This is a genomic window from Geodermatophilus sp. URMC 62 (assembly GCF_052931475.1).
The window spans coordinates 3,873,823-3,900,795 of record NZ_JBRFHY010000001.1 but is presented as its reverse complement, the minus strand read 5'-3'; the positions used below and the strand labels follow the sequence as shown (position 1 = coordinate 3,900,795).

Annotated in this window: 20 protein-coding genes and 1 pseudogene; 3 read left to right on the top strand and 18 right to left on the bottom strand. The window is 74.7% G+C overall.

Annotated elements, in window-relative coordinates:
- Positions 1-12: 12 nt before the first annotated feature.
- From ACU616_RS18930 to ACU616_RS18895, 8 genes are all read right to left on the bottom strand, one after another.
- Positions 13-1,014, bottom strand: a complete 1,002-nt coding sequence (locus tag ACU616_RS18930) for an acetamidase/formamidase family protein (RefSeq protein WP_446759961.1) — start codon at positions 1,012-1,014, stop codon at positions 13-15.
- Between the two features lie 44 nt (positions 1,015-1,058).
- Positions 1,059-2,273 carry an alpha-hydroxy acid oxidase gene (locus tag ACU616_RS18925; protein WP_446759960.1) on the bottom strand — a complete coding sequence of 405 codons (1,215 nt, stop codon included), beginning with the start codon at positions 2,271-2,273 and terminating at the stop codon, positions 1,059-1,061.
- A 30-nt stretch (positions 2,274-2,303) separates the two neighbouring features.
- On the bottom strand, positions 2,304-3,026 hold the full coding sequence (locus ACU616_RS18920; RefSeq protein WP_446759959.1) for a TerD family protein: 723 nt from the start codon (positions 3,024-3,026) through the stop codon (positions 2,304-2,306).
- A 93-nt stretch (positions 3,027-3,119) separates the two neighbouring features.
- Positions 3,120-4,919, bottom strand: a complete 1,800-nt coding sequence (locus ACU616_RS18915) for a S9 family peptidase (RefSeq protein WP_446759958.1) — start codon at positions 4,917-4,919, stop codon at positions 3,120-3,122.
- A gap of 64 nt (positions 4,920-4,983) precedes the next feature.
- On the bottom strand, positions 4,984-5,796 hold the full coding sequence (locus ACU616_RS18910) for a hypothetical protein (protein ID WP_446759957.1): 813 nt from the start codon (positions 5,794-5,796) through the stop codon (positions 4,984-4,986).
- A 12-nt stretch (positions 5,797-5,808) separates the two neighbouring features.
- Complete coding sequence (locus ACU616_RS18905; RefSeq protein WP_446759956.1) at positions 5,809-6,453, bottom strand: AIM24 family protein; 645 nt, start codon at positions 6,451-6,453, stop codon at positions 5,809-5,811.
- A 2-nt stretch (positions 6,454-6,455) separates the two neighbouring features.
- Positions 6,456-7,073, bottom strand: coding sequence for an AIM24 family protein (locus ACU616_RS18900; RefSeq protein WP_446759955.1), 618 nt, complete (start codon positions 7,071-7,073; stop codon positions 6,456-6,458).
- A gap of 142 nt (positions 7,074-7,215) precedes the next feature.
- Positions 7,216-8,331: a DUF475 domain-containing protein gene (locus ACU616_RS18895; RefSeq protein WP_446759954.1), complete on the bottom strand. Its 1,116-nt coding sequence runs from the start codon at positions 8,329-8,331 to the stop codon at positions 7,216-7,218.
- A 289-nt stretch (positions 8,332-8,620) separates the two neighbouring features.
- Between ACU616_RS18895 and ACU616_RS18890 the strand changes: the two genes are divergently transcribed.
- Positions 8,621-9,907: a hypothetical protein gene (locus ACU616_RS18890; RefSeq protein ID WP_446759953.1), complete on the top strand. Its 1,287-nt coding sequence runs from the start codon at positions 8,621-8,623 to the stop codon at positions 9,905-9,907.
- 15 nt (positions 9,908-9,922) lie between these two features.
- Here the strand turns inward: ACU616_RS18890 and ACU616_RS18885 are convergent.
- The 10 genes and pseudogenes from ACU616_RS18885 to uvrB all read right to left on the bottom strand — a co-directional run bounded on the left by ACU616_RS18885 (position 9,923) and on the right by uvrB (position 21,870).
- Positions 9,923-10,794 (bottom strand): annotated as a pseudogene (locus tag ACU616_RS18885) (IS5 family transposase).
- 45 nt (positions 10,795-10,839) lie between these two features.
- Positions 10,840-11,652 (bottom strand): hypothetical protein, encoded by an 813-nt coding sequence (locus tag ACU616_RS18880; RefSeq protein WP_446759952.1) that lies wholly within the window; start codon positions 11,650-11,652, stop codon positions 10,840-10,842.
- The gene (locus ACU616_RS18875) at positions 11,649-12,773 is read right to left on the bottom strand and encodes a cysteine protease StiP family protein (protein ID WP_446759951.1); all 1,125 of its coding nucleotides are present in this window, start codon (positions 12,771-12,773) and stop codon (positions 11,649-11,651) included. Before ACU616_RS18875 ends, ACU616_RS18880 begins: the two co-directional genes overlap by 4 nt.
- Positions 12,770-14,047 (bottom strand): phosphoribosyltransferase domain-containing protein, encoded by a 1,278-nt coding sequence (locus tag ACU616_RS18870; RefSeq protein WP_446759950.1) that lies wholly within the window; start codon positions 14,045-14,047, stop codon positions 12,770-12,772. Before ACU616_RS18870 ends, ACU616_RS18875 begins: the two co-directional genes overlap by 4 nt.
- Positions 14,044-15,243 carry an HpcH/HpaI aldolase/citrate lyase family protein gene (locus ACU616_RS18865; RefSeq protein ID WP_446759949.1) on the bottom strand — a complete coding sequence of 400 codons (1,200 nt, stop codon included), beginning with the start codon at positions 15,241-15,243 and terminating at the stop codon, positions 14,044-14,046. The genes ACU616_RS18870 and ACU616_RS18865 overlap by 4 nt, the downstream gene beginning before the upstream one ends.
- Before the next feature lie 60 nt (positions 15,244-15,303).
- On the bottom strand, positions 15,304-16,650 hold the full coding sequence (locus ACU616_RS18860; RefSeq protein WP_446759948.1) for a VWA domain-containing protein: 1,347 nt from the start codon (positions 16,648-16,650) through the stop codon (positions 15,304-15,306).
- Positions 16,651-16,680: 30 nt separating this feature from the next.
- Positions 16,681-17,295: a TerD family protein gene (locus ACU616_RS18855; protein WP_446759947.1), complete on the bottom strand. Its 615-nt coding sequence runs from the start codon at positions 17,293-17,295 to the stop codon at positions 16,681-16,683.
- Between the two features lie 155 nt (positions 17,296-17,450).
- The gene (locus ACU616_RS18850) at positions 17,451-18,032 is read right to left on the bottom strand and encodes a TerD family protein (protein WP_446759946.1); all 582 of its coding nucleotides are present in this window, start codon (positions 18,030-18,032) and stop codon (positions 17,451-17,453) included.
- A gap of 261 nt (positions 18,033-18,293) precedes the next feature.
- Positions 18,294-19,424 carry a TerC family protein gene (locus ACU616_RS18845; RefSeq protein WP_446759945.1) on the bottom strand — a complete coding sequence of 377 codons (1,131 nt, stop codon included), beginning with the start codon at positions 19,422-19,424 and terminating at the stop codon, positions 18,294-18,296.
- A gap of 319 nt (positions 19,425-19,743) precedes the next feature.
- Positions 19,744-21,870, bottom strand: coding sequence for an excinuclease ABC subunit UvrB (gene uvrB / locus ACU616_RS18840; protein WP_446759944.1), 2,127 nt, complete (start codon positions 21,868-21,870; stop codon positions 19,744-19,746).
- A 533-nt stretch (positions 21,871-22,403) separates the two neighbouring features.
- Here uvrB and glgX point away from each other — a divergent pair.
- Together glgX and treY are read left to right on the top strand one after the other, a co-directional pair.
- Complete coding sequence (glgX, locus tag ACU616_RS18835; protein WP_446759943.1) at positions 22,404-24,509, top strand: glycogen debranching protein GlgX; 2,106 nt, start codon at positions 22,404-22,406, stop codon at positions 24,507-24,509.
- Complete coding sequence (treY, locus tag ACU616_RS18830) at positions 24,506-26,860, top strand: malto-oligosyltrehalose synthase (protein WP_446759942.1); 2,355 nt, start codon at positions 24,506-24,508, stop codon at positions 26,858-26,860. Before glgX ends, treY begins: the two co-directional genes overlap by 4 nt.
- Positions 26,861-26,973: the final 113 nt, after the last annotated feature.

Sequence of the window (26,973 nt, the reverse complement as noted above, 5' to 3'; positions counted from 1 at the left end):
TCCGGGTGGGCGTCAGAGCAGGGTGGCGGCGCGGCGGCGGAGCTCGTCGTGCAGCCCGCCGTATGCGGTGGCGCGCGGCAGCAGCGACTTCCGCGCCTTCACCACGGCGCTGTAGTTGACATCGACGACGTTGGCGATCGGCACCTCGCTGGTCTGCGAGAGGAGCTGGTAGGCGTCCATCGGGTGCAGCCCGTAGAGCTCGCCGAACCACCGCACGAGCTCGACCTGGCCGATCCGCCAGGCGTCCTCCAGCGGCCGGCTCGAGCCGACGGTCATCCAGTGCGTGTCGTCCTCGAGGCGCGGCCACAGCGGCGCGCCGCCCTTGATCAGCTCCACCAGGAGGGTCGTGGTCATCGCGCCCTCGACGGCGGTGCCGCAGGCCTCACCCTCACCCTGGCGGTAGTGGCCGTCGCCGACGGAGAACAGCGCCCCCTCGACGTTGACGCCGAGGAAGCAGGTGGTGCCCGGCCGCATCTGCGGGGTGTCCATGTTGCCGCCGAACCGCTCGGGCACCAGCGAGCTGCGCACCTCGCCGCCCATCGGGGCGACGCCGACCGTGCCAAGCATCGGCTCCACCGGCAGGGCGATCTCCAGGTCGGTGTGCCGGGCGGCGAAGGTCACCGTGTTGGCCGCGCGGTCGAGCTCGTAGATCCAGGTGGTGTCCGGCAGCGCCTCCTGCAGGGTCGCGGTGAGCGCGGTGCTGGTCAGCCCGCCGAAGAACGGGATGGCCGCCGACGCGCCCCAGTCCCGCGCCGGCTCCATCGCGACGAAGTGCAGGGCCAGCGTGTCCCCCGGCTCGGCGCCCTCGACGTGGAAGGGGCCGGTCTGCGGGTTGATGAAGCGCAGGTCGACCTTGTCGCCCGAGAGGTCGGCGGTCGAGCGGAGCACACCGTTGAACGCGTCCTCGGACCACACCCGCAGCGCCGTCCCCGGCGTGATCCGCATCAGCGGTGCGACACCGCCGAAGGTGTACGCGTACTGCTCGAACGTGGGCGTGACCTCGACGACGTCCATGCCGCACCCTAGGAACGCGCCGGTGAGCGCGGCAACCGGTCGGCTCAGGGGCGCAGGCGCACCCGGTCCGGCGTCAGTTCGGCGACCGACGTCACCCCGAGCAGCAGCAGCGTCCGGGTGACCTCCCGGGCCAGGATGTCGGCGGCCCGCTGCACCCCGCGCTCGCCGCCGGCCATGAGCCCGTACAGGTAGGCCCGGCCCACCAGGCAGCCGCGGGCGCCGAGGGCGACGGCGGCCACCACGTCGGCGCCGTCGAGGATGCCGCCGTCGAGGTACACCTCGGCGCGGTCGCCCACCGCCCGCACCACCGCGGGCAGCTCCTCCAGGGGCGTGGGCGCCCGGTCGAGCTGGCGGCCGCCGTGGTTGGAGACGACCACCGCGTCGGCACCGGCGTCCACGACCGCCCGCGCGTCCTCCGCCGTCTGCACGCCCTTGACCACGAGCGCGCCGGCCCAGGTCTCCCGGAGCGCACGGACGTCGTCCAGCGTCGCGGCCGGCTCGAACACGCGGTCGGCGAGCTCGGCGACCGTGCCGCCCCACGAGCGCAGCGAGGCGAACTGCAGCGGCTCGGTGGTGAGCAGGTCGATCCACCAGCGGGGGTGGACGGCGGCGTTCGCCACGGTCCGCGCGGTCAGCGCCGGCGGGATGGTGAAGCCGTTGCGCACGTCGCGCAGCCGCGGCCCGGCCACCGGGGTGTCGACGGTCAGGACCAGCGCCTCGTACCCGGCCGCGCCGGCCCGCTCGACGAGCGCGGCACTGGCCTCGCGGTCGCGCCACAGGTAGAGCTGGAACCAGCGGCGGACCGCGGGGGCCGCGGCCGCCAGCTCCTCGATCGTCGTCGTCCCCATGGTCGACAGGGCGTGCGGGATGCCGACCCGCTCGGCGACCCGGCCCACCGCCGTCTCGCCCTCGGTGTGCATGAGCCGGGTGAACCCGGTCGGCGCGAACGCCAGCGGCAGGGCCGACGGGCGGCCCAACAGCACGGCCGAGGGATCGACGACGGAGACGTCGCGCAGCACGCTGGGGCGGAACTCGACCCGCTGGAAGGCCTCGCGGGAGCGGCGCAGGCTCAGCTCCGCCCCGGCCGCGCCGTCGGTGTAGTCGAAGACGGCCCGCGGCACCCGCCGGCGGGCGATCTCGCGGAGGTCGCCGATGCTGGCCGCGCCGGCCAGCCTGCGGTCGGTGGCGTCGCCGGTCAGCCCGCGCGGGCGGACCAGCTCCCTCAGCTCGGACCAGCGGGGCAGCCGGCGCTCCACCACGGGGACCCCTTCCGTCGTCCGCTCACCGGGTCACTTGCGGCCCGGCGCCCAGTCCATGCCCCAGCCGTAGGTGCGGTCGAGGACGTCCTGGCCGCCGTGCACGTAGCGCACCTCCCGCTCGACGACGAGCTGGCCGCCCCGGTTCTCGATCATCGCGACCGCGCAGATGCGGGCGCGCGGGTCGTGCTCGTCCAGGCGCACCTCGATCCGCGGCCCGGTCGCCGGGTACATCGTGACGACGGCGTCGGCCTGTCCCCAGTTGGGCACGCCCTCGTAGATCAGCGCGAACACGAGGATCCGGCGGATCAGCTGGGTGTGCGCCAGGTCGATGAGCAGGTTCTCCCCGCCGCTCGCGGCGCCGGACCGGTCGTCGCCGTCCAGCCACGCGACCGACCGGCCGTCGCCCAGCGCGTGCTGCCCGCGGAAGGCGTTGCCGAGCGCCTGGATGACGCCCTTCGACCCGTCGGCGTACTCGTACAGGCACCCGAGGTCGAGGTCGATGGCTCCGGACGACGCGGCGCCGGCCAGCCGCTTGAGGAACCCGCCGCCCCCACCCCCGCCGGCAGGCCTCGAGTTCCAGTTGAGGTTCACCCTCAGGACGCCCGTCGTCCCGGCCGTCTTGGTCAGCGAGACCGACGGCGCCGACTTGGTGAGCGACACCGTGCCGGTGCCGGCGTCGCCCGACGGCGGCTGCGGCGGCGGCGGCTGCGGCGGCTGCGGCGCGGACCTCGGGCGCTTGGTGTAGTCGACCAACAGGAGCCTCCCCGCAGGTCCCCGGCGGGCGCCTGCTGTGTGAGCGGCGGTCACGACCCCTCGACCCTAGGGGGCACCGCCAGGCCCCGGCCCTCAGCCCTCGCCCGCGGCGGGTGCGTCGGCCACCGGCAGCCACCGGTCCCACCAGCGCAGCAGGTGCTCCAGCCGGGCCAGCCGGTGCCGGGGGGGCGCGCCGGAGGCCGCGTCGGTCTCCTCCCCGGGGAACAGCAGCAGCTCGCTGGGGACGCCGCGCCGCTGCAGCGCGGCGAACAGCCGCTGCCCCTCCCCGGGCGGCCAGCCGCGGTCCTGGGCGGCGCAGAGGACGAGGGTCGGCGTGCGGACGGTGTCGAGGGCCTCCGGCAGCGTCCCGGACGGCGGGCGCTCGACGACGGCCGCGGCGAACCGGTCGGTGCGGGTCACCAGCAGCGCGGCCAGCGCTCCGGCGGCCCCGCTGCCCAGCACGCCGACCCGCTCGCCGTCCAGCGCCGGGTCGGCCAGCACGGAGTCGAGCAGGGCGAGCACGGCGTCGGGGTCGGGGTCGGCGTCGCACTGCACGACGGCGTACCCGGCCGACGCGAGCACCTGGACGTCGTCCCGCAGCGACCAGCCGCCGCCCGACGGGACGAGCACCGCGGGGTGCGGGCCCTGGCCGTCGGGCACCGTCACCCAGCCGCGCACCGCGGCGCCGTCGGGCGCGGCGGCGCTGTCGGGTGCAGCGGCGCTGTGCCCGGTCGCCCGGTGCAGCCGGCCGGTGGCGCCGAGCGCGCGGCCGAAGCCGGTGAGCAGCCGGCGCCGCGCGGGGGTGATGGCCACCAGTTCCCCCGCGGAGCGGTCGTGCGCGACGGTGGCGACGACGACCCCGCCGCCGGCGGCGAACCCGCGCACGGTGAACGGGCCGTCGACGAGCGTCTCGGGCGGCCGCCCGTCCAGCGGCACCCGCAGCAGCTCCACCGCCCCGCCCCGCGCGACCCCGAGCAGCGCCGCCCCGTCGACGACGAGGGTCGCGGGCGTCTCGTCGGCGCGGCGGGTGTCGTGCGGGTCCAGCACCGGCTCGAGCGCCCCGCCGGTCACGGGCACCCGGCAGAGGGTCGGCCCGCCCCGGGCGAGGTCGAGGCCGTGGGGACCCAGGTCGGGGTGGGCGGTGACGGTGAGGGTGGCGCCGGTGGGGTCGAAGGCCGGGAGCCGGCACCGGCCGCGGCCGCGGGTGACCCGCCGGGGCTCCCCGCCGGCCGCCGGGACCAGGTAGACGTCGCGCACGAGGTCGCGGTCGGCGCGGGCGTGCCGGGCGGAGACGAAGGCCAGCGTGCCGCCGTCGGGTGACCAGGTGACGTCGGTGTCCTCCCCGGCGCCGTCGGTCAGCTGCCGCGGCTCGGGCAGGGGCACGCCGTCGTCGTCGGGGTCCGCGGGCAGGTCGAGGACGAACACGCAGGTGGGCCGGTCGCGGGCGTCCGCGTCGTCCGGTCGCAGGGGGAGGCGGGTGAGCAGCCGGGGGGCACCGTCGTCGGCACCGTCGCGGGGCACGCGGGCGGTGAAGGCCAGCCGCCGGGAGTCCGGTGCCCACACCGGTGCCCCGGCGCCCAGCGGCGCGTCGGTCAGCCGGCGCGGCGCGCCGCCGGCGGTGGGCAGCAGGTGGACCTGCGGGTGGCCGCCGGGCGCGGCCGACAGGTAGGCCAGCCACCGGCCGTCCGGGGAGAACGCGGGCGCGGAGTCGCGGGCGCCGGAGGTCAGCGGGCGGGGCGGCGCCGACCCGTCGGTGGGCACGGCCCACAGCTGCCCGCGGTACCCGTCGGCCGCGAGGTCCGGCCGGCCGACGGCGACCACGGCCATGCGCCCCTCCGGGGAGACGGTCGGCACCCCCGGCGTGCGCAGCAGGGCGAGGTCGGCGGGCCGCATCGGGCACCGAGCGTAGTGCAGCGCTCACCCCCGGCCGGGCGGCACGGCCCGGCCGGGGACGGCGTCACTGCTGCTGGGCGCGGGCGATCAGCCGCTGCCCGAGGGCGCCGGCCTGGGTGTCGGTGAGCAGCTGGGTCTGCGACTCCACGAGCCGGAGCACCGCCGGGTCCTCGCGGGCGACCTCCGAGGACTGCAGCAGGATCGTGCCCTGCCCGGTGAAGTCGTACTGCCGCTCCTCTCCCGACGCGCGACCCAGCGCGCCCGAGAGCATGCCGCGGATGCTCGCCGTCATCCACTGCGCGTCGTGGTGCACCGACGGCGACGGACAGTCGGCCCAGCCCAGCAGCGCCTCCGGGTCGGCCCGGAACGGCGGCTCGACGAAGATCACCGGCCCGTTGGACGACGCGATGAACTTCCCCGTGCCGATGAGGGTGACGAAGCCGGGCACGATGGACTGCTTGAGCTCCAGCTGCGGGGAGAACGCGCAGAGGTTGCTCGCCTTGATGGTGAGGTTGCCGTCGTCGAGGTCGTAGGAGTTCAGGTCGAACCCGCGGTCGCCGATGAGCACCTTGCCCTGGCCGGTGGCCACGACCCAGTCCTGCACGTAGACGGGGCTGGAGAAGCGCGCGGCCACCCAGGCCTGCACCGAGGAGTACTCGGTGACCGCCTCGAAGCGGACGTTGCCGTAGTAGGCGAGCATCGCGCCCTTGCTCATGAACCAGTCGCCGTCGAGCCTCACGCAGAAGACGTAGGGGTTGACGTTGTCGTCGTCCGGGAGGGTGTGCGCGTTGAGCGTCGTCCCGGTGGGGCTGGCCGGCGGCGGCCCGCCGTAGCCGGGCTGGGGCTGGCCGTAGGGGTTGCCGGGCGGGTACGTCATCGTTCGCCGTCCTCAGAACTTCTTCTCGCTGGCCTGCACGTACACGGTGCCGTGGCCGCTGATCCGCAGCTGGAGGGCCTCGCCGGAGCCGCGGCCGACCACGTCGCGGAAGCCGACCTTGGCGGCGAGGTCGATGCTGAGCTGCCCGACGTGCCCGACGTAGGCCTGCGGGTCGACCCCGACCTGCTGCCCGCCCAGCTGCAGCGGGAAGGCCCCGCCGTGGGACAGCAGCGCCACCGAGCCGCGGCCGTGCACGTTGGTGGTGAACAGGCCCTGCCCGGTCATCGCGCCGCTGATCGCCTGCCGGACCCCGCCGGAGCCGAGGAACTGCACGCTGGTCTGCAGCTGCGCGTCGTGCACCAGCAGCCGGTCGGCCTCGCAGACCAGCGGCGCGCCGCCGTCGAGCTCGAGCACGGTGACGTGCAGCCCCCGGTAGCCGTAGAGGACCTCGCCCTGTCCCTCGGTGGCCATCATCGGGTTGGACTCCCCCGACAGCGCGGCGCCGGCCATGCCGCCGATGCCGCGGCCCTGCCCGTGGACCGGGCGGAAGGTGACCTGCCCGGAGTAGCCGAGCATCGCCCCGCGCCGGGCGAGGACCGGGGTGGCGGGGCTGACGCGCGCCCGGACGACCTTGCTGTTGACCTGGTCGAAGGGCACGGTCAGCGCTCCGAGGACTGGACGAGCACCAGGCCGTGCCCGGTGAAGCGGAGGGAGAAGGGCTCGCCGGAGCCCTCGCCCACGAAGGACTTCCAGGAGACGCCGCTGACCAGGTTCATCGACAGCTGCCCGCGGGAGCCGACGTAGGCGTCGGGGTCGACGACGAGGTCCTGGCCGGGCGCGACCTCCAGCGCCATGACCGGGCCCTGGGAGACGATCGCCACCTGCCCGTGGCCGGTGACGGTGGTGGTGGCCAGGCCCTGGCCGCTGGTGACGCCGCGCAGCCCGGAGAACTGGACGTCGAGGCGCAGCTGGTCGGTGTGGGCGAGGACGTGCTCGCTCTCCACGGTCAGCGTGTCGCCGGCCAGGTCGACGACGAGCACGTCCATCGCGTCCAGCGCCAGGTACACGCGGCCGCGGCCGGTGCAGTCCATGAGCGAGATGCTCTCGCCGGCGACGGCGCGCTTGAGCGCCGCCCGGAAGCCGCCGCCCCCGCCCATCCCGGAGCTCGCGAAGTCGACGTCGCCCTCGAACGCGACCATCGAGCCGCTGGCGGCCCGGATGCGGTCGCCCTGCAGGTCGGCGTGCAGGACGCGCTTGTGCGCGGTGAGCAGTGCCACGGGTTCCTCTCGCAGGAGGGACGGGGGGACGGCGCGGCACCGTATCGGGCCGCCCCGCACCGCGGTAGGTCCCCGGCCACGGACGGCGCGGCGGCCCCGGCGCGGGTGCACCGGGGCCGCCGTCGTCGGGTCGGGCGGGGCGTCAGCGCCCGACGGTCACCTCGTCGCGCTCCGCCGCGGCGGTGGCGGGCAGCTCGGCCGCCTCGCGCCGCGAGGCGACGATGCTGCTGATGACCGCGGCGACGATGAACAGCAGGCCGGTCAGGCCGGTGACGTACTCGCTGATGTGGAAGCGGAGCTCCGCGATCATGATGACGGCGAGGAAGCCGATGGCCCACATCGCACCGTGCTCGAGGTAGCGGTACTCGTCGAGGGTGCCCTTGTCGACCATGAAGATCGTCAGCGACCGCACCCAGAAGGCCCCGATGCCCAGGCCCAGCGCGATGATGAAGATGTCGCTGCTGATGGCGAACGCGCCGATGACGCCGTCGAAGGAGAACGACGCGTCGAGCACCTCGAGGTAGAGGAACGCCGCCGCGCCGGCGCCGGCCACGGCCTTGGTCGCCGTCCCGGCCGCGTTCCCGCGCCCGGTCGACTCACCGGTCGCGGTGACGTCGTCACCCCCGTCGTCCTCGGGGGCCTCCATGAGCTCGTTGAGACCACCGATGAGCAGGTAGGTGAACAACCCGGCGATGCCGGAGACGAGCACGGTGGAGTACTTCTCGGGGTCGGCGATCTGGGAGCCGAGGTAGATGACGGCCAGCGCGATGACGACCGCGAGGTAGGGCAGCTTGCCGGCCTTGGCCAGCGGCCGCTCGAGCCAGGCGAGCCAGTGGATCTCCCGCTCCTCGTCGAAGAGGAAGTTGAGGAAGATCATCAGCAGGAAGATGCCGCCGAAGGTGTAGATCGCCTCTGCGGCGGACTCCACGCGGGCCCCGTACTCCTCCTGGTCGGTCAGCGCGAGGTCCCACACCTCGGGGATCGACAGCTTCGCGGTGACCGCCACCAACACGATCGGCAGCAGCAGCCGCATGCCGAACACGGCGATGAAGATGCCGACGTAGAGGAACAGCTTCCGCCACAGCTGGCTCATCCGGCGGAGGACCTTGGCGTTGACCACGGCGTTGTCGAAGGAGAGGCAGACCTCGAGGACGCCGAGGACGGCGACGGCCAGCAGGGCGGCCGGCCCCCCGAACAGCACGGCGGCGATCAGTGCGGCCACCGTCAACAGGACGGAGAAGCCGAAGTAGCGGAGCATCAGGGGTTCCTCTCCACCGTCCCGAGGGCGGGGCGGCGACGACTGGGGTCCGACCGGGCCGGGGCGGCCGGGAACCGGGTCGGGTCTGTCAACGAGGCCCGGACGGCACTCGTTCCCGCGACCCCGGGCCGGGGGACTGTGAGAACGGGCTCACCGGGCCGGACCGTCCGGCCGGACGGGCGCCGTCCCGACGTCGGACCTCCGGGCGTGGTAGGCATCGGCCGCCGGTGCGCGCGGGCGCCGGACGGCCCCGCCGGGACGGGGACCGCAGGGACGACGGGAGGCACGCATGGCCGGGCTCGGCGGGGGTGCCGCCTCCCGCTGGTGGCGCCGCGACGGGGACGCCGCCCGGCGTGAGGCCGCCGCGGCGCGGGAGGCCGCGGCCGCCGCGATGCTGGAGCTCGACGCCGCGCTCAGCGACCTGCCCGACGCCGTCGCCGTCGCGGAGGAGGCCGCCGAGGAGGCCGGCGCGACGAGCGGGCGACGGGCTCAGCACCGCGCATCCGCCCCCGACTCGTTGACCCGTGACTGGCGGGACCTCTCCGCCCACGCCGACGCGGTCATTGGACACTATCTGCAGGCCCTTTCCAACCACGACGCGGAGGACGTGACCGACTCCGCACCGACGCGCGCGGCCGTCGCCGAGCTGACGCGGGCCGCCGCCGCCCTGCGCGAGGTCCTCGCCCAGGTGCTGCGCTTCCGGGAGCAGTACGGCGAGGTGCTGGCCGCCGCCTCCGGTGCCCGGGCCGCGGCCGCCCGGGCGGTCCCGGCGGCGCGGAGCGCGGTGGCCGCCGCCCGCACCGCGCTCGACGAGGCGGCCGCCGCCGGGCTGCGCGACCCGGCGCTCGACGTGCTGCTCGCCGAGGCGGCCGGCACCGCCGACGCGGCGGAGGCAGAGCTGGCCCACCGCCGGGCCGGTCCGGCCGCGGCGGCCGCCGAGCGGGCCCGGCGCACGGCCGGCGCGGTGGCCGAGCGGGCGCGGGCGCTGCCCGGCCGGGCGGCCGACGTGCGCCGCGGCGCCGCGTCGGTGCACACCCGCCGGGAGGCGCTGGGCACCCGCCACGAGCGGCTGGCGCCTGTGATGAGCGAGCTGCGGCGGCGCTATCCGCTGTCGGCCTGGGCCGACGTCGAGCGGGCACCGCAGCGGGCGGCCGCCGCGCTGGCCGAGGTCGACGAGGCGCTGACCGGGCTGGACGGGGTGCTCGCCGCGCCGGTCCTCGACGTCCCCGCCGCCGGCGAGCTGCTCGCCCGCGTGCGGGCGGCGGCCGGCCGGGTCGACGACGAGGTCCGCGCGGCGACCGGGCGGCTGGAGCGGCTGGACGCCGTGGCCGCCGACCCGGGCGCGCTGCTGGGCGAGGTGCAGCACGCGCTGGTCGACGCGCGGCGGTTCCTGGCCGGGCTGCCCGAGGACCGGGCCCGCCGCTTCCGCCGCACCTTCGAGGAGCTGGCCCGCCGGCTGCCGCCGCTGGAGGAGGCGGCGCGCGCCGAGCGGCCCGACGTCGGCGCGGTGCTGCGCGAGGCCACCGCGATCGAGGGCGGCCTGGCCGGCCTGGTGCGCACCGCCCGCGCGGACTAGGGACTGTCCCGCGGATCATGCGCGGAGCCAGAGCATCGCGCTGACCAGCAGCAGGGTGGCTCGGTAGTAGGCGGCGCGCTTGGCGTAGCGGGTGGCCAGGGCGCGGAACTGCTTGAGCCGGTTGAAGCACCGTTCGACGACGTTGCGCTGCTTGTACCGGTCACGGTCGAACTTTGGCGGTCGCCCACCGGCCGACCCCCGGGTGCGCCGGTGCGCCCGCTGGTCACGCTTCTCCGGAATCGAGTGGGTGATCCCGCGGCGGCGCAGCGCCCGGCGGGTGGAGGGATGGGAGTAGGCCTTGTCAGCGATCAGGTGATCGGGACGCTTGCGCGGCCGCCCTGGGCCCACTCGCGGTACCCGGATGCCGTCGAGCAGCGGCAGCAGCTGCGGGTTGTCCCCGGCCTGCCCGGGCGTGAGCAGCACGGCCATCGGCAGGCCGCGCCCGTCGACGGCCAGATGGATCTTGCTGGTCAGTCCGCCCCGGGAGCGGCCAAGGGCCTCCCCGTCGACCGCGAGGGCTTCGACCGGTGCACTGCAGCCCCCTTTTTCCGGGCGCCGGCGGCGTGCTGGTGGGCCCGGACCGAGGAGGAGTCCACGCTGATCGTCCACTCCACCGCGCCGACCGCGTCATCCTTGACCACCACGTGCTCGAAGATGCGATCCCAGGTGCCGTCGGCGGTCCACCGGCGCAGCCGCTCGTGCGCGGTCTTCCACGGCCCGTACCGATCGGGCAGGTCACGCCATGGCACGCCGGTGTTGGCCTGCCACAGGATCGCGTTGATCACCTGCCGGTGATCGCGCCACCGCCCGCCCCGACCGCCGGTGGCAGGCAGCAGCGGCTCGATCCGAGCCCAGGCGGCGTCGGTGAGTTCATGTCGGCCGACCATCAACCAAGCCTGAATCACACCGATGCAAGATCGCCAGGACAGTCCCTAGGCGCGCGCCAGCAGCCACCGGACGATCTCCTCGCCGGCCGCGGCCCCGGTGGCCGCGGTGACCGCGACCCGCGCGCCGGTCCAGCCCTGCTCGTGTAGCTCCCCGTGCGCCGGGCGGACGGCGGAGTCGGCAGCCAGCAGCATCGGCGCGTCGAGCAGGCTGTCGCCGGCGCACAGCAGGCGGGGCGCGGCGCCGTCCCCGGTCAGCAGCCGGCGCAGCCGCAGCAGCCCGGCCGCCTTGGACAGCCCGGCGGGGACGACGTAGACCTTGCGGCCCTGCACGCTCAGGGTGGCGCCGGCCGCGGCCGCGGCGGCGGCGGTGTCGGCCAGCCAGCCGGCCGGGATCGCGTCGCGGGCGTGCGCCACCAGGTAGCAGAACAGGTCCTCGGCGGCCCGGACGGTCCGCACCCAGGGCTCCCCCGCCGCGGGCGCCAGCAGCGCGAGCAGCTCGGGCAGCGGCGCGGCGTCCGCGGCCACCCCGGCGGCCCAGGCGTCCCAGCCGGGGTCGCGGACGCCGTCGGCCAGCAGCACGCCGCCGTTGCCGCACAGCGCGTAGCGCGGCACCACCGGCAGCCGGACCCGGCCGTACTGCGCGGCGGTCCGGGTGGTGACCGGCACCAGCCGGGCGCGCCCGGCCAGCTCCGTCAGCAGCGCCCACGAGGCCGGCGTGGCGTAGGACAGCGGCGCGCCGTCGAGGTGCTCGACGACGCGCAGCCCGCCGGTGCCGCCGGCGGCGGCCGCGGAGTAGATGAGCGTGCGGTCGAGGTCGACGGCGGCCAGCGTCGTCGTCGCCGGGAGGACGGCGGTCACCGCCGCACCGGCGCGATCAGCCCGAGGCAGGAGTACGGCAGGTCGGGCACCTCCACCAGCGGCACCCCCCGGGCGGTGGCGAGTGCGGTGACGTGGCGCAGGTCCCCGGCCCGGTCGGGGCGGACGAGCACCCGCCACGGCACGCGGCGCAGCAGCACCCGGGTGGTCTCCCCCACCCCGGGCTTGACCAGGTTGACGTCGGCGATGCCGTGCGCGGCGGCGATGCGCTCGACCGCGGCCCACCCGGCCCAGGTCGGCCGGCGCTCGGCGGCGGGGACGTCGTCGGCCGGGGCCCGCGCGGGGAACGCGGCGGCGACGGTGTCGACGAAGCGCGCCGACACGTCGGACGGCGCGAGCTCGGCGTAGTACTTCGCGCCGTGGAACATGCCGGGGCCGATGAGGTCCTCGCGCAGCACGGTGCGCGACACCAGCCCGGAGACCGTGCTGTTGAGGCAGGCGCTGGGGATGAGGAAGTCGTCGCGGGTGCCGTACAGCTCCGTGCAGCCGCCGGGGTCGGCGAGGACGGCGAGCCGGTCGTCGAGGGCGGCGTCCTCCGGGTGGGCGGCTCGCCAGCTCGCGACGGCCTCGGTGAGCTGCCGCTGGATGGCGCCCTTGCCGGTCCAGCCGTCGACGAAGCGCACCGCCGCGGCCGGGTGCCGGGCCAGCACGGAGGCCAGCGCCACCTCGTCGATGCCGCGGCCGCGGATGATCGAGATCGTGTAGTGCGGCACGTCGACGCCGCGGGATCCGCGGTACCAGCGGCGCAGCAGCACCCCGATCGGCGTCCCGGCGCGGGCCAGCGACACCAGCACCGGCGTCCGGCCCCGCGCGGCCGCGGCGTCCCACACCAGCTCCCCGACCCGGGCGACGGCGTCGGCCAGCCGCCCGGCCGACTGCTCGAGCGCCGCGGTGAACAGCGCCAGGTAGGCCGCGTCGGGCTGGTACTCGACCGGCAGCATCTCCGAGTAGTGGGTGCCCGACTGGATGGCCTCCTCGCGGTCCTCGGTGCCGCGCTCGAGCGCCACCGACGACAGGTCGGTGAGCAGCCAGGTCACGTCCTCGACCGGGTAGGAGCCGAACCGGCCCGGGACGGCGGGGGCAAGGGCCTGCAGCGCGGTCACGGCGCGGGCTCGGCGAGCGGCACGGGGACCAGGTGCACCGCGCGGGCGGCGAAGGGCCGCAGCGCCTCGGCCATCGGCGCGCAGTCGGCGGCCGGCGCGTCGGCGAGCACGACGACGTCGTCGGCCCGCAGGTCCGACCACGGCCCGGCCGTCGCGACGGCCGCGGGGTCGGTGAGGTTGTGCACGCGCGAGACACGGGACGGGTCGTCGGGCGCGGGGAAGGTCAGGCTGCGGCGGACGGCGTAGCCGGGGTCGTCGGCGGCGTGCACCGGGCTGCGGGTGGTCGACTGCGTGGTGACGGGGACGCCCGGCAGCCGGCCGGCCAGGCGCGCGGCGACCAGGGTCGGCGCGTACATGAGCTCCTCGGTGCCGAGCACCAGCACGCCGCGGCTGCCGGCCAGGAGGGGCGCGAGGGCGGCGGCGACCGCGTCGGCCGCCTCGGCCAGGCCGGCGGTGCCGGCGGCGGTCAGCCCGTGCCGGGCGGTGGTGGGCACCCCGGCCGGCCAGAGGCCCGCGTGCGTCCGGACCGCGCCGGGCGGGCCGGCAGGGGCCGGCGCGGGCCCGGGCAGCGCGGCGCGGGCGGCCGCGGCGCGGTCGAGGACGTCGGCCGGCAGCGTCAGCCCGGTGGTCAGGACGGCGGCGACGTCGACCCGCACGCCCAGCGCGGCCGCGCGCTCGGCGAAGGCCCGCCGGGCGGCGCCGGTGCGGGCGTCGAGCAGCGCGGCGACGACGTAGCGCTGCCGCGGCCAGCGGGCGTGCAGCTCGGCGACGGTGTTGAGCGCCGTCCGGCCGCTGGTCAGCTCGTCGTCGACTAGCACCAGCGGGCCGGGTGCGGCGAGGTCGACGTCCCCGGCCGGCTGCAGGGCGTGCGCGACGGCGTGCGAGTGCTCCTCCTCGAACGCGGCGGCCACCGGCACGCCTGGGTGCACGCGGCGCGTGGTGTGCAGGTAGGCGGCGCCCAGGCGGGCCGCCGCGGCGTGGCCGAGGCCGGTGGCCGTCTCGCAGTAGCCGACGACCAGGCCGGGGACCTCCGGCCCGAGGACGGCGGCCACGGCGTCCCCCACCGCGGCTCCGGCGTCCAGCACCGCGGCCGGCGGGGCCGGCACGTGCTTGCCGAGCACCCGGGAGACGACGAGGTGCGCGCGGCGCGGGTTGTCCCGCAGCGCCAGGCCGCACAGGGTGGCGAACCCGGCGGGGTCGCCGGGGACGCCGACGCCGAGCAGGCGGGAGACGGTGCCGCCGAGGTCGAGGGCACCGGGCAGGGTCGTCGTCACGGGCGCCGGGCCTCCCCCGCGGTGAACACCTCAGCGAGCCGGCGCCGACCGGCCGCGAGCAGGTCGACGAGCGCGGCCTCGTCGGCGACGACGCCGTAGACCGCGGCGCGGCGGCTGACCAGCTCGGCCCAGAGCGCGTGCGGCCCGATCTCGTTCATCCGCCCGTTGCCGGAGACCGCGATGCCGCCGCGGCCGCGGGCCATGAGGACCTCGAGGGCGTCGTCGTACTCCGAGCGGGACACGGTGAGCAGGGCGTTGACCACCGAGACGTGCGCCGGGTGGATGACCGTCTTGCCCAGCACGCCGTTGGCCTTGTCGAGGGCGACCTCGCGCACCAGGCCGTCGAGGTCGTCGTCGATCATGCGCTGGCGCAGGCCGGTCTCGTGCTGCGCGGTGAACGGCGAGAGGCGCAGCTGCGGCTTGAACAGCCGGGGCCCGCCGGGGATGTGCTCCCACACCGCGCCGGTGACCACGTGCTCGCCGCCGCGGGTGAAGCGGTTGACGACGTCGGCCAGGCAGTCGCGGACGACGGCGACGTCCCAGATCGTGGTGTGCCGGTCGCGGCGCAGGCCGAACAGCCCCGACAGGTCGGTGCCGCCCACGCGCAGGCACAGCACCTGCTCGCGGTGCGCGGCCACGACCTCGGCCAGCGCGGCGAGCGCCTCGGCGCGGGTCTCCCGCCACGCCAGGTCCGGCGTCTCGAGGATCGGCATGCCGTACAGCGGGTGCCCGGCCACCGCGCCCACCTCGGCGATCGCCTCGAGCATCGGGCCGAGCGTGGTCCCGGTGGCCTTGGGCAGGCTGAAGCCGGTGAGCCGCGCCAGGGCGGGGCCGGCGGCCAGCGCGAGCGAGCGGATCTGCTCGGGCGTGCGCACCCGCACGAACAGCAGCGGCAGGTCCTCGCCGGTGGCGGCGCGGTGGTCCAGCCGCCGCAGCGCGGCGACCACGTTGGCCTCGGCGTCGGGGACGGCGGCGTGCGGGACGGCGTCCTCCAGGCACCACACCACGCTGGTGGCCCCGGCGGCGGCGGCCCGCTCGGCGTCGGCGTCGAGCGCCGTCCGGGTGCCGGGGCTGTAGAGCGTGGCCCCGAGGGCGAGGGCGAGGCTGCCGCGCGGGCTGGCCGGGCCGACCTCCCCCGGGGGGACGGCGAAGAGCCGCTCCCGCTCGTCGTCGGTCAGGTACGCGAAGTGGCGCACGGTCGATCCCTTCCACCCGCTGTTGGATGTGGGTTGGCGTCGGTACGAGAGGCGTCTGGGCTACGGCCGGAGCAGACCCTGGGCGCGCGCCCGGCGCAGCCAGTCGGGGTACTCGGTCATGAGCCGGTCGAACAGCGCGTCGTCGCTGATCGGCCGGCGGCCCAGCAGGTCGTCCTGCGAGACGGCGAAGAAGTCGGCGTTGTCGGTGTAGCGGCCCTCGAGGTCGTCGAGCCGCCGCAGGAAGGAGAACTCGCGCTCCGGGCCGATGCCCATGAACTGCCAGAACACCGGCTCGTACGACGCCGCCCGGATCTGCCTCGTCGCCACGGACTTGTCGCTGGGCGCGCCGTCGGTGAGGAACATGACGTACACGGGCACCTGCGCCGGCTGCGGCTCGACCCGCTCGCGGCTGTCGCCGAAGTAGGCCTGCCGGACGGCGGCCATCGCCGCGCCGTAGCGGGTGTCGTACTCCAGCGGGTACTGCCGGGACAGGTCGGCGATGTACTGCTGGTGCCCCTCCAGCCGCAGCCCCGGCTCGGGCCGGTGCACGCCCTTGCCGAAGAGGAAGACGTCGACCACGCCGTCGTCGTCGAAGCGCAACCCCAGCGCCAGCACCCGTTCGGCCAGCCGCTGGACGGCGCCGGCCCGGTAGAGGCCGGCCATCGACCCGGAGATGTCGAGCACCAGCGCGACCCGGGCGGTGTGCTCGCCCAGGCCGCGCTTCTCCAGGCTGACGCCGGCGGTCTTGACCAGGCTGAGCAGCTGCGGCGCCGACGTCGACAGCTTCTTCTCGAGGTCGACGAGCCGCTTCTTCTCCGTGCTGACCGGCGCGGCGGCCGGGGCGGGAGGCGCCGGCTGGGGCGCGGGCTCGTCGTCGACGCTGACGCCGACGTCGGTGGCCATCCCGGCCAGGCCGGTGGTGAAGCCCTGACCGACGGCGCGGACCTTCCACTCCGCCCCGCGGCGGTACACCTCGGCGAAGACCAGGGCGGTCTCCGGGCCGGCGGCGAGCTCGCAGCGGACGGCGGGCGGGCCGCCCTCGGCGGACACCTCGACGGCCAGCCCGGACAGCCCGCCGAAGGTGCCCGCGCCGTCGAGCGAGGCGCCGATGACGACCTTCTCGACGTCGGGCGGCAGCGCGGCCGGGTCGACGCGGACCTGGTCGACGGTGGCGGGGCCGCGGGTGGACTTGCCGAGGTGGCGCACCGCGCCGCCGGCGCCTGCGGGCTGGTTGTAGAAGACGAAGTCCTCGTCGCCGCGCACCCGGCCGGCGCCGGTAGTGAGGAAGGCCGAGAGGTCGGCGTCGACGCCGGGGGCGGGCGTCCAGGTGAGGGTGACGACGACGGGACCGGTCAGCCCGGCCTGCGCGAGGCCGACGTTGCCGCCGCGGGTGAGGACGTGGACCACGGGGCGCTCAGCCGCGGGGAGCCGGGCGGGTCACTTGCGCCCGCTCGTCCAGTCGAGGCCCCAGCCGTAGGCGCCGTCGAGGTCGCGCTGCACGGTGAGCGCGCCACCGGAGTTGGTCAGCAGCGCGATCGCGCAGGAGCGGGCGCCCTCGGCGTGCTCGTCGAGGCGCACCTCGATGGGCGCGGCGCCCTGCGGGTACAGCGTGACGACGCCGTTGGCCGCGGCCCAGTCGGGGGCACCCTCGTAGATGTAGGCGAACACCAGGACGCGGCGGATCGCGTCGAGGTGGTCGAGGTTCACGACGAGGTTCTCCCCGCCGCTCCTCGCGCCGGAGCGGTCGTCGCCGTCGAGCAGCACGTAGGGCGGCCGGTCGAGCGAGCCGAAGGCGTTGCCGAGGGCCTGGACGACGCCCTTGCGGCCGTCGCTGGTCTCCCACAGGCAGCCGAGGTCGAGGCCGACGGCCCGGCCCTTGGAGAACAGGCCGCGGCGGCCGGACTCCCAGTCGAGGTTGACCCGCATCTGCCCGCCGGCGCCGCGGCCCTTGGTGAGCGAGACCGAGGGGGCGCCCTTGGTGAGCGTCACCTTCGACAGGCTGACGCCGGGGGCCGCGGGCGGGGCGGACGGTCGGCGGGTGTAGTCGACCACGACGGGGGACCTCCGGGGCTCGGGGTGCGCCGGGCGCCGGGATGGCGTCGGGCAGGGGTGCCGGGCCCGGACGCGGTGCGGTCCGGGCCCGGCGACGGTCGGCCGATCGTGGTCGGCCGACCGTCGCTCAGGCGATCGTGGTCAACCGATCGCGGTCAGCCGACGTTGACGCCGAAGTCCTGCGCGATGCCGCGCAGGCCGGAGGCGTAGCCCTGACCCACGGCGCGGAACTTCCAGTCGGGGCCGTTGCGGTAGAGCTCACCGAAGACCATGGCGGTCTCCACCGAGGCGTCCTCGGTGAGGTCGTAGCGGGCGATCTCCTGGCCGTTGGCCTGGTTGACCACGCGGATGAAGGCGTTGCGGACGGCGCCGAAGTTCTGCTTGCGGCTGTCGGCGTCGTAGATCGAGACCGGGAAGACGATCTTCTGGCAGTTCGGGGGGACGGCGGAGAGGTCGACCTGGATGACCTCGTCGTCGCCCTCGCCCTGGCCGGTGAGGTTGTCACCGACGTGCACCACCGAGCCGTCGGGGCTGCGCAGGTTGTTGAAGAAGACGAAGCCCGAGTCGTCGGGGGTGACCTTGCCCTCGGCGCCGACCATGATCGCTGACGCGTCGAGGTCGAAGTCGCCGCCGGAGAACGTGTTGACGTCCCAGCCGAGACCCACGTTGACCGCGGTCAGACCCGGCGCCTCCTTGGTCAGCGAGACGTTCCCGCCCTTGGAGAGGCTGACACCCATCTTGTTGGACTCCCATGCGCTCTAGGAGCGGACCGGCGGTCGCCGTTCCGCGAGGCGCCGGCCGGGCCGGCGCCGCCGGACGGCGGCGCGGGCGCGGGCGCCCGCACGCCTCCGGCACCGCTCCGCCGGGCACCGCACCGGCACCCGGCGGAGCGGACGTGTCTCGGATACTGCCCCACGACCAGGGGCGGCAACAGGTTCCCGGACCCGACCGTCAGGGGGCGGCGGCCGGCGGTCGGCAGGGTCCCCGACGGCTCCGGGTCAGGACGTCCCGCGGCCGGCGCCGCCGGCCGGGACGCCGTCCTGACCCGCCGCGTCCGGCCCCGGGGTGCCCGGTGCGGTGGTGCCGGGTGCGGTGGTGCCGGGTGCGGTGTCGGCGGGTGCCGGCCGGTCCGTCGTCGCGGCGCGGGCCGCAGCCTCGCGCTCGTCGCGGCGGCTGCGGGCGAGGCTGGCGACCGTCGTGACCAGCAGCGTGACGACGATGACGGCCAGGGACAGCCAGGTCGGCACCTCGGGGACCACGGTGACGTGCTCGCCGCCGTTGATGAACGGCAGCTCGTTCTCGTGCAGGGCGTGGATGAGCAGCTTGATGCCGATGAAGCCGAGGATGACCGCCAGGCCGTAGTGCAGGTAGACCAGCCGGTCGAGCAGGCCGTCGATGAGGAAGAACAGCTGGCGCAGGCCGAGCAGCGAGAAGGCGTTGGCGGTGAAGACGAGGAAGGTCTCCTCGGTGAGGCCGAAGATCGCCGGGATGGAGTCGACGGCGAAGAGGATGTCGGCGCTGCCGATGGCCACCAGCGCGATGGCCAGCGGGGTGATGTACCGCTTGCCGTCGAGCTTCGTGGTCATGCGGTCGGAGTGGTACTCCTCCGTCGTCGGGACGACGCGGCGGACCAGCCGGAGGAAGCCGTTCTCCTGGAACTCCTCGTCCTCGTCGCTGTTGGCGCGGGCCTGCACGACCGCGGTGTAGATGAGGAACGCACCGAAGAGGTAGAAGACCCAGCTGAAGTTCTCGATGGCCGCGGCGCCGAGGAAGATGAAGATCGTCCGCAGCGCGAGAGCGAAGGCGATGCCGAACAGCAGCACCTTCTGCTGCAGCTCCCGGGGCACCGCGAAGCTCGCCATGATCAGGACGAAGACGAACAGGTTGTCCACCGAGAGGCTCTTCTCGGTGATGTAGCCGGCGAAGTACTCACCGCCGTACTGGCCGCCGGCGAAGATCCAGACGCCGACGCCGAACAGGATCGCGAGGGCCACGTAGACGGCGGACCAAGTCGCCGCCTCGCGCAGCGACGGTGCGTGCGGTGTGCGCACGTGACCGACGAAGTCGAAGACGATCATTCCCACGATCGCGGCGATGGTGATCGCCCACACCCAGAAGGGGACGTCCACGAGACCTCCGGTTACTCAGCGGTGCGCGGTGCACCGCAGCGGGCCGGAGGTCTCTCCCGTCGCCCGGCCAGCGGGCGACCGACGGTGCCGGGGGTCCACCGGGACCCCGTACTGACGACACCGCCGCGCGGGGATACTCCCCTCCACGGATGACCGCCGACGCCGGCCTCCGTCTCGGGCCGCGTCGGTCGCTCCCTACCCACGACGCCGGGCGGACGCACGGTGTTCCGCGGATGAGAGGACTCTCATCGGCGGGGCGGGGCGGGGCGGGGCCGGGCCGGACCGCGGGTGACCGGCGGCGGGCCGGCGCCGACGGGGCTCAGGCGTGAGCGGCGTCGAGCTGGCGCAGCTCCTTCTTCAGCTCGGTCAGCTCGTCGCGCAGCCGGGCGGCCACCTCGAACTGCAGCTCGCGGGCCGCGGCCAGCATCTGGTCGTTCATCTGGGTGATGAGGTCGGCCAGCTCCGCGCGCGGCAGGCCCTCGACGTCGATCGCGCCGGCCTTGCCCCGTCCCTTGGCCGTGGCCTTGGACGACAGCCCCGGCACCGGCGCCTTGCCGCGGGACTGTTGCCGGCCCGAGCCGCCGACCAGCTCGACGCTCTCGGTGTCCTCGGCCGCGCGGTAGATGCCGTCGAGGATGTCGACGATCTTCTTGCGCAGCGGCTGCGGGTCGATGCCGCGCTCGGTGTTGTAGGCGATCTGCTTCTCGCGGCGCCGGTTGGTCTCCTCGATCGCCTGAGCCATCGACGGGGTGATCGTGTCGGCGTACATGTGCACCTGGCCGGACACGTTGCGCGCCGCCCGCCCGATCGTCTGGATCAGCGACTTGCCCGAGCGCAGGAACCCCTCCTTGTCCGCGTCGAGGATGGCGACCAGCGACACCTCGGGCAGGTCGAGGCCCTCGCGCAGCAGGTTGATGCCGACCAGCACGTCGTACTCGCCCTGTCGCAGCTCGCGCAGCAGCTCGACGCGGCGCAGCGTGTCGACCTCGGAGTGCAGGTAGCGGACCTTGATGCCGAGCTCGAGCAGGTAGTCGGTGAGGTCCTCGGCCATCTTCTTGGTCAGCGTGGTGACCAGGACCCGCTCGTCCTTCTCCACCCGCAGCCGGATCTCGTGCACCAGGTCGTCGATCTGGCCCTTGGTCGGCTTGACCAGGACCTCCGGGTCGACCAGGCCGGTGGGGCGGATGACCTGCTCGACCACCTCACCGCCGGTGCGGCCCAGCTCGTAGTCGCCCGGCGTGGCGGACAGGTAGACGGTCTGGCCGATCCGGTCGGTGAACTCCTCCCACTTCAGCGGGCGGTTGTCCATGGCCGAGGGCAGCCGGAAGCCGTGCTCGACCAGGGTCCGCTTGCGGCTCATGTCGCCCTCGTACATGCCGCCGATCTGCGGGACGGTCACGTGCGACTCGTCGATGACCAGCAGGAAGTCGTCGGGGAAGTAGTCGATGAGGCAGGCGCCGGCGCTGCCCGGCGCCCGGCCGTCGATGTGCCGCGAGTAGTTCTCGATGCCGGAGCAGAAGCCGACCTGGCGCATCATCTCGATGTCGTAGGTGGTGCGCATGCGCAGCCGCTGGGCCTCCAGCAGCTTGCCCTGCCGCTCCAGCTCAGCCAGCCGCTGCTCGAGCTCGACCTCGATGGTGGCGATCGCCCGCTCCATGCGCTCGGGGCCGGCGACGTAGTGGGTGGCCGGGAAGACGAACAGCTCCTGGACCTCGCGGACCACCTCGCCGGTGAGCGGGTGCAGGTAGTACAACCGCTCCACCTCGTCGCCGAACATCTCGATCCGGACGGCGAGCTCCTCGTACACCGGGAAGACCTCGATCGTGTCGCCGCGCACGCGGAAGGTGCCGCGGCTGAAGGAGAGGTCGTTGCGGGTGTACTGCTCGGTGACCAGCGTGCGCAGCAGGTCGTCGCGGTCGCGCTCCTCCCCCACCGAGATCTTCAGTGCGCGGTCGACGTACTCCTGCGGCGTCCCCAGGCCGTAGATGCAGGAGACGGTGGCGACCACGACGACGTCGCGGCGGGTCAGCAGCGCCTGGGTGGCCGAGTGCCGCAGCCGCTCGACCTCGTCGTTGACCGAGGAGTCCTTCTCGATGTAGGTGTCGGTCTGCGGGACGTAGGCCTCGGGCTGGTAGTAGTCGTAGTACGAGACGAAGTACTCGACGGCGTTGTCCGGCAGCAGCTCGCGGAACTCGTTGGCCAGCTGCGCGGCGAGCGTCTTGTTCGGCGCCATCACCAGGGTGGGCCGCTGCACCCGCTCGATGAGCCAGGCGGTGGTGGCCGACTTCCCGGTGCCGGTGGCGCCCAGCAGCACGGTGTCCTTCTCGCCCGCGTGGACCTTCTCCGCCAGGGCCTCGATGGCGGCCGGCTGGTCGCCCGAGGGCTGGAACTCGCTGACGACGCGGAAGCGCCCCTGGGTGGGCCGGATGTCGGTGGTCGCGCGCACGAGGACGACGGTACGACCGGTGTGCGACGAAAACCGGGGGTGCGGCGGGACGGCGTCGGCGCGACGGGTGGGACGCCTGCCACCGGCGCAGCCGGTCACCCCGGGGGCGCCTGTGACGGGGGCGCACGACCGGGGCGCCCGGGACCCCGCGCGCCGACCGGCCGGGGCGGTCCTGTTCACCCCGCCGTGGGCCGCCCGCTAGCGTGCACTCCCGCAGGAGCGCCCCGGCGGGGACCAGTGCCACCCGGGACACTCCCGGGCGAGGTCGGACCCCGCCGCCCGCGCTCCCCGGCCTCCGCCGGACCTGCGCACGACGCCTCCCGCGGCCCTGCCGTGGGGGGCGTCGTCGTCTCCGGCGCAGCCGGCGCCGCCGCCCGCGGCCGGCCGGCGTGACCTCCGCCGCGTCAGGTGTGGGCCGGGCCGGATGGGGCACTGGGACCGCGGGCAGTCATGCCCCGACCCCCTGACGACGGCCGCGGCAGGGGGCCAACGCGCCCCGACGTCGGGGGCGCCCGTGCAGGAGGAAACACTCGATGACCCAGGTGTGGCCCGGAGCCGCTTATCCCCTCGGAGCCACGTACGACGGCACCGGGACGAACTTCGCCCTCTTCAGCGAGGTCGCCGAGAAGGTCGAGCTCTGCCTGTTCGACGAGCAGGGCAACGAGGAGCGCATCCGGCTGCCCGAGATGGACGGCTACGTCTGGCACGCGTTCCTGCCCGGCATCCAGCCCGGCCAGCGCTACGGGTACCGCGTGCACGGCCCGAACGACCCCGGGCAGGGGCACCGCTGCAACCCGAACAAGCTGCTGCTCGACCCCTACGCCAAGGCGATCCACGGCGCGATCGACTGGGACGAGGCCTGCTTCGGCTACCGGTTCGGCAGCGACGAGCGCAACGACGACGACTCGGCGCCGCACATGCCGAGGTCCGTCGTCGTCAACCCGTACTTCGACTGGGGCGTCGACCGCCCGCCGAGGACGCCGTACAACAAGACGGTCATCTACGAGGCACACGTCAAGGGCCTGACGATGACCCACCCGCGCATCCCCGAGGAGCTGCGCGGCACCTACGCCGGCATCGCGCACCCCGCGGTCGTCGAGCACCTGCAGTCGCTCGGCATCACCGCGATCGAGCTCATGCCGGTGCACCAGTTCGTGCAGGACGACACCCTGCTGCAGAAGGGACTGCGCAACTACTGGGGCTACAACACGATCGGCTTCTTCGCCCCGCACAACGAGTACGCCCTCCAGACCGACGGGCAGCAGGTGCAGGAGTTCAAGGGCATGGTCCGGACCCTGCACGAGGCGGGCATCGAGGTGATCCTCGACGTCGTCTACAACCACACCGCCGAGGGCAACCACATGGGCCCGACGCTGTCGTTCAAGGGCATCGACAACCGGGCCTACTACCGGCTGGTCGAGGGCGACGAGCAGTACTACATGGACACCACCGGCACCGGGAACTCGCTCAACGTCCGCAACCCGCAGTCGCTGCAGCTGATCATGGACTCGCTGCGCTACTGGGTCACCGAGATGCACGTCGACGGCTTCCGCTTCGACCTGGCCTCCACCCTGGCCCGCCAGTTCCACGAGGTCGACCGGCTCTCGGCGTTCTTCGACCTCGTGCACCAGGACCCGATCGTCAGCCAGGTGAAGCTCATCGCCGAGCCGTGGGACGTCGGCGACGGCGGCTACCAGGTGGGCAACTTCCCGGCCCTGTGGACCGAGTGGAACGGCAAGTACCGCGACACCGTCCGCGACTTCTGGCGCGGCGAGGACGCGACCATCGGCGAGTTCGCCAGCCGGATCTCCGGCTCGGCCGACCTCTACAAGCACTCCGGGCGCCGGCCGGTGGCGAGCATCAACTTCGTCACCGCCCACGACGGGTTCACCCTCACCGACCTCGTCTCCTACAACGAGAAGCACAACGAGGCCAACGGCGAGGGCAACAACGACGGCGAGAGCCACAACCGCAGCTGGAACTGCGGTGTGGAGGGACCGACCGACGACCCCGAGGTGCTCGCGCTGCGGGCGCGGCAGCGGCGCAACTTCATCGCCTCGCTGATGCTCTCCCAGGGCGTGCCGATGCTGCTGCACGGCGACGAGCTGGGCCGCACGCAGAACGGCAACAACAACGGCTACTGCCAGGACTCCGAGCTCACCTGGATCGACTGGAGCGACGTCGACGAGGGGCTGCTGGAGTTCACCAAGCTGGTGACCCGGCTGCGCACCGAGCACCCGACGTTCCGCCGTCGCCGGTTCTTCCACGGCCGGCCGGTGCGCCGGGAGGAGGGCGACCCGGTGCAGGACGTCGCCTGGTTCACCCCTGGCGGCGAGCTGATGAGCGACGAGGACTGGGACGCCGGCTACGCCAAGTCGCTGGCCATGTACCTCAACGGCCACGGCATCCGGGAGACCGACGAGCGCGGCGAGGACGTCGTCGACGACTGCTTCTACCTGGCCTTCAACGCCTCCCACGAGCCGATCGAGTACACGTTGCCCTCCGGCGACTACGCCGAGGGCTGGACCGTCGTGGTCGACACCGCCGAGTTCGGCGAGGTGGAGGCGGTGCAGGTCAAGGCCGGGGACACCGTGACCGTCGGGGCCCGCGCCACCGTCGTGCTGATGGCGGCGCCGTGAGCGAGGCCCCGCAGGGGACGGACGCCGCTCTCGAGCGCCGGCGGGCCGTCCCGACGGCGACCTACCGGCTGCAGGTGACCGCCGCCTCCACCCTGGACGACGCGGCGGCCGTGGCCGGCTACCTCGCCGATCTCGGTGTCAGCCACGCGTACTCCTCGCCGCTGCTGCGGTCGGCGGCGGGCAGCACGCACGGCTACGACACCGTCGACCACGCGCACGTCGACGAGTCGCGCGGCGGGCAGGCCGGCTTCGACCGGCTCGTCGCCGCGCTGCACGAGCACGGCCTGGGCCTGGTGCTCGACCTGGTGCCCAACCACATGGGCGTGGCCGACCCGGCCGAGGCGCCGTGGTGGTGGGACGTGCTGCAGCACGGGCGCGACAGCGCCCACGCCTCGGCGTTCGACGTCGACTGGGACTTCGGGAACGGCCGGGTCCGCATCCCGGTCCTGGGGTCGGCCGACGACGTGGAGAAGCTGGAGGTGGTGGACGGGGAGCTGCGGTACTACGACAACCGCTTCCCCCTCGCCCCCGGCACGGGCGAGGGGACGCCGCAGGAGGTGCACGACCGGCAGCACTACGAGCTGGTCGACTGGCGGCGCGCGGACTCCGACCTGAACTACCGCCGGTTCTTCGCCATCAACACCCTCGCCGGGCTGCGGGTGGAGGACCCCGAGGTCTTCGACGCCACCCACGAGCTGGTGCTGCGGATGGTCGCCGAGGGCGCCGTCGACGGGCTGCGGATCGACCACCCCGACGGCCTCGCCGACCCCAAGGGCTACCTCGACCGGCTGGCCGAGGGCTCCGGCGGCCGGTGGACCGTGGTCGAGAAGATCCTCGAGCCCGGTGAGGACCTGCCGGAGAGCTGGGCGACGGCGGGCACCACCGGCTACGACGCGCTCGCCGAGGTCGACGACGTGCTGGTCGACCCGGCCGGCGAGGCGGCGCTGACCGCGCTGGACACCGAGCTGTCGGGCCGCGAGGTCGACTACGCGCAGCTGGTGCACGACTGCAAGCGCGAGGTGACCGACGGGATCCTCGGCTCGGAGGTGGCCCGGCTGGTGCGGGTGATCGGCGAGCTGCCCGGCGTCGACCGGGAGCGGCAGACCGAGGCGCTGGCCGAGCTGCTGGCCGGCTTCGGCGTCTACCGCTCCTACCTGCCCGACGGCCGCGAGCACCTCGACGCGGCGGTGGCCGCCGTCCGCGACCGCCGGCCCGACCTGGTCGCCGCCGTGGACGCCCTCTACCCGGTGCTGTCCCAGGCCGGCACCGAGGCGGCCACCCGCTTCGAGCAGACCAGCGGCCCGGTGATGGCCAAGGGCGTCGAGGACAGCGCCTACTACCGCTGGGCGCGGTTCGTGGTGCTCAACGAGGTCGGCGGGGACCCGGCGCGGTTCGGCTCCACGGTCGAGGAGTTCCACGCGGCGCAGGCCCGGCGGGCCGAACGCCGGCCGGAGTCGATGACCACGCTGACCACCCACGACACCAAGCGCAGCGAGGACACCCGCGCCCGGCTCGCCGTCCTCGCCGAGGTGCCCACCGAGTGGGCCGACCTCGTGCGCGGCTGGCTGTCGCGGCACCCGCTGCCCGACCGGCCGCTGGCGCACCTGGTCTGGCAGAACCTGGTGGGCGCGTGGCCGCTGTCGCGCGAGCGGGCGCACGCCTACGCCGAGAAGGCCGCCCGCGAGGCCGGCCTGTCGACGACGTGGACCGACGTCGACGAGGCGTTCGAGGCACAGCTGCACGCCCTGGTGGACGCCGCCTACGACGACCCGGCGACCACCGGCGAGATCGAGGCGTTCGTCGACCGCGTCGGCGCGGCCGGGCGGTCCAACGCGCTGGCGCAGAAGCTGCTGCAGCTGACGATGCCCGGCGTCCCCGACGTCTACCAGGGCACCGAGCTCGAGGACCGCTCGCTGGTCGACCCGGACAACCGCCGTCCGGTCGACTACGACCTGCGCCGGCAGCTGCTGGCCCGGCTCGACGAGGGCTGGGTCCCCGAGGTGGACGACACCGGCGCGGCCAAGCTGCTCGTCGTCTCCCGGGTGCTGCGGCTGCGCCGCGACTCCCCGGAGCTGTTCGCCGGCTACCGCCCGGTGGAGGTCACCGGGTCGGCCGCCGGCCACGTGGTCGCCTTCGACCGGGGCGCCGACGGGGGCGACGGCGCGGTGACCGCGGCGACCCGGCTGCCCGTGGGCCTGGCGGCCACCGGCTGGGGCGGCACGGCGCTGGCCCTCCCGACCGGCGCCTGGCGCGACGTCCTCACCGGCACGCGGGTGGTCTCCGACGCCGACGGCGTCCCGGTCGGCGAGCTGCTCGCCCGGCTGCCGGTGGCCCTGCTGGTCCGCGACTGACGAAGGACCTCACTGCCCCCCACTGCTCGCACGCTCGCGGCGGGCCCTTGCAGTGAGGCCAAGTGCGACACAGCTCACGTCCCCGTCGTCGACGGGGGCGTGAGCTGCGCGGA

Bases quoted from the DNA above. Each gene is read 5' to 3' on its own strand.
- ACU616_RS18930 (WP_446759961.1), bottom strand. From the start codon at position 1,014: ATGGACGTCGTCGAGGTCACGCCCACGTTCGAGCAGTACGCGTACACC.
- ACU616_RS18915 (WP_446759958.1), bottom strand. From the start codon at position 4,919: ATGCGGCCCGCCGACCTCGCCCTGCTGCGCACGCCGGGGGTGCCGACC.
- ACU616_RS18910 (WP_446759957.1), bottom strand. From the start codon at position 5,796: ATGACGTACCCGCCCGGCAACCCCTACGGCCAGCCCCAGCCCGGCTAC.
- ACU616_RS18895 (WP_446759954.1), bottom strand. From the start codon at position 8,331: ATGCTCCGCTACTTCGGCTTCTCCGTCCTGTTGACGGTGGCCGCACTG.
- ACU616_RS18890 (WP_446759953.1), top strand. From the start codon at position 8,621: ATGGCCGGGCTCGGCGGGGGTGCCGCCTCCCGCTGGTGGCGCCGCGAC.
- ACU616_RS18850 (WP_446759946.1), bottom strand. From the start codon at position 18,032: ATGGGTGTCAGCCTCTCCAAGGGCGGGAACGTCTCGCTGACCAAGGAG.
- glgX (WP_446759943.1), top strand. From the start codon at position 22,404: ATGACCCAGGTGTGGCCCGGAGCCGCTTATCCCCTCGGAGCCACGTAC.